This window comes from Periweissella fabalis (genome assembly GCF_012396505.1).
Taxonomy (GTDB): Bacteria; Bacillota; Bacilli; order Lactobacillales; family Lactobacillaceae; genus Periweissella; species Periweissella fabalis.
The window spans coordinates 1-2,237 of record NZ_JAAXPN010000021.1 but is presented as its reverse complement, the minus strand read 5'-3'; the positions used below and the strand labels follow the sequence as shown (position 1 = coordinate 2,237).

At 40.2% G+C, this 2,237-nt stretch carries 2 protein-coding genes; both read left to right on the top strand.

The genetic code is table 11. The features are described from left to right. On the top strand, positions 1-795 hold a 795-nt coding region (locus HF964_RS09790; protein ID WP_168722861.1), incomplete at its 5' end, for an IS3 family transposase. Positions 796-1,293: 498 nt separating this feature from the next. Then, entirely contained in the window at positions 1,294-2,058 is a 765-nt protein-coding gene (locus HF964_RS09785) for a helix-turn-helix domain-containing protein (RefSeq protein WP_168722860.1), read from the top strand. Positions 2,059-2,237 lie beyond the last annotated feature (179 nt).

Here is a 2,237-nt window from a genome sequence, read left to right as displayed (position 1 = left end):
CACAAAAATTTGGTACAGGGACACCGCATCACACGCATTCTGAGTGCTTTGAACATTCCAATGTCCACTTACTCTGACTGGATCCATTGGGAGTCAAGCGCACAAGAAATACAACACAACAACTTGAGAATTGCCATCGAGTCAATTTACACAGCCAATAAAGGCATCTATGGTTATCGACGAATTGCCAAAACCATGCGAGACCTATTCAAACTAGCAATTAGTGACAGCTTTGTATGGCAATTGATGAGTGAATCTGGCTTAAAATTGCGTATGCAAAAGCGATATAACAAGCCTACAACAGTAAATGACAAAGGTCAGATGCCAAATCTGATTAGCAATCTGGATGACCTAAGGGGCGTAATTACAACTGACATTACGTATGTCCAGTTGACCGATAAGACATGGGTTTACATGGCTAGTGCATATAATCCGGAAGACCGTAAAGTGCTGTCGTATCGAATCGCAGATACAATGACAGCTCAACTAGCAACCTCAGTAATCGTTAAAGCGTTAAAACGGGGTGAAAAACCATTGTATGTGCATAGCGATATGGGAAGCCAGTATACCAGCGAATTGTTTGAAAATACACTGGAGTCCATAGGCATTAGGCACTCTTACTCCCGTAAAGGGCACCCTTACGATAATGCCCGCATCGAAAGTTTTCACTCGTTACTCAAGCGGGAGCTGATCTATCAACGGGATTTCGAGAGTATCGACGATGTGCAAGCCGCTGTTGGCTGGTACGTCAACTGGTATAACAACAATCGTATATCACTTCGTGATGCCGCCTAGACCAATTTCTAGATGACATAAACAGGATTATACAAAGTTGCCTATACACCGGCGTTTACAAGCACTTACTTTGTGAAGTCCAAAAATCACTCTGATCAGTGCTTATTTGCTATACCCTCAGACGTGTGAAATTCAACAAAATCCAAGCTAGACCACCGTAACTCCATAGTCTCCGGCAGGCACAGGGGCAAACCCCTGGACCCCATTAAAAAATGAACAAAATCTGTACGAAATCAGGTCATTTTGAAAAATTTTCGTGGTACGAGCCCTAGCGGGCTCGAAAAAGAGGTCCGGAGTCTTGACATCAGAGCATATAACCATTGGGCAATTACAAAACCATCTACTACGCTTACGTTAGGAGCTGTAATATATAGAATGGCTTTATTGGCTACATTAACCAAACTATACAGTTGTGCAAGTAACATTTGCGTGACTAATGCTAGTAATTTTTGCTAGGATTACCTTAGATCCTTGATTATGCTTTAGGAGGAGTGAGATTTGAGCTTTAAAGACGATATCAAGACCTTGCGCAGGCAATCTAATTTAACACAGGAAGCATTGGCTCAACAATTGCATGTGACCCGCCAAACTGTCTCAACTTGGGAAACTGGAAAGAACATGCCTAATTTAGAGACCCTGCATGATTTGAGTCAATTGTTTAACATCTCACTCGAAAAACTTCTATTTAACGAGGAGATTACAATGAAAAAAGATAAAGGACTCTCTTTGGCCAGTCAGATAGATCATGATGTTAAACTTAAAAGCCGTTATCGTCGTTGGACTTTTGGGTTAGGCGGCTTGATCGCAGTAGCACTTTTTAGTATTTGTATTTTATGTTTGGGATATTATAAAGGTATTGGGACGATTGATAGATTTAATCCATTTTTATCCTATAAAGTCGGGTATACTAAATTACCTAGTGACAAAGAAATATCACCTAATAATAAGGCGAACAATGGTTACTGGACCGCTTGGTTCACCGATAATACTATGGGGAATGAATGGACCAAATTAACCTTAACTACGGGGCTTAATCCTGGGGTAAAAGATCCTTATGTGTTAGCTTATCATAAGGGCAGTTATGTTAAAGTTGCACGTATTCTGCCTCGTACCTACATTGATAAGACTTATGTTAGCAACTTAGCGGCACTAGATGACTTGTTAAACTATAAGGGAAATATAGCGACCAACAATCGTGACCCTAAGAAGTATAAGACACAAATCCACCTATCTGACACTGTACAACAGTTAGTAATTAAATAGAGAACCACGAATTCACAATACCAAAGCATGTCCGTATAGGGGTGATAATTGAATTATCACCCCTCACAAACTGCATGAAAACAACCCCCGTTATCTACCCACTAGATAACGGGGGCTGTTTTTTTGTTTAATGGTATAATAGACCTATTATTCGAATCATAAATTTTAAAAGAAGAGTA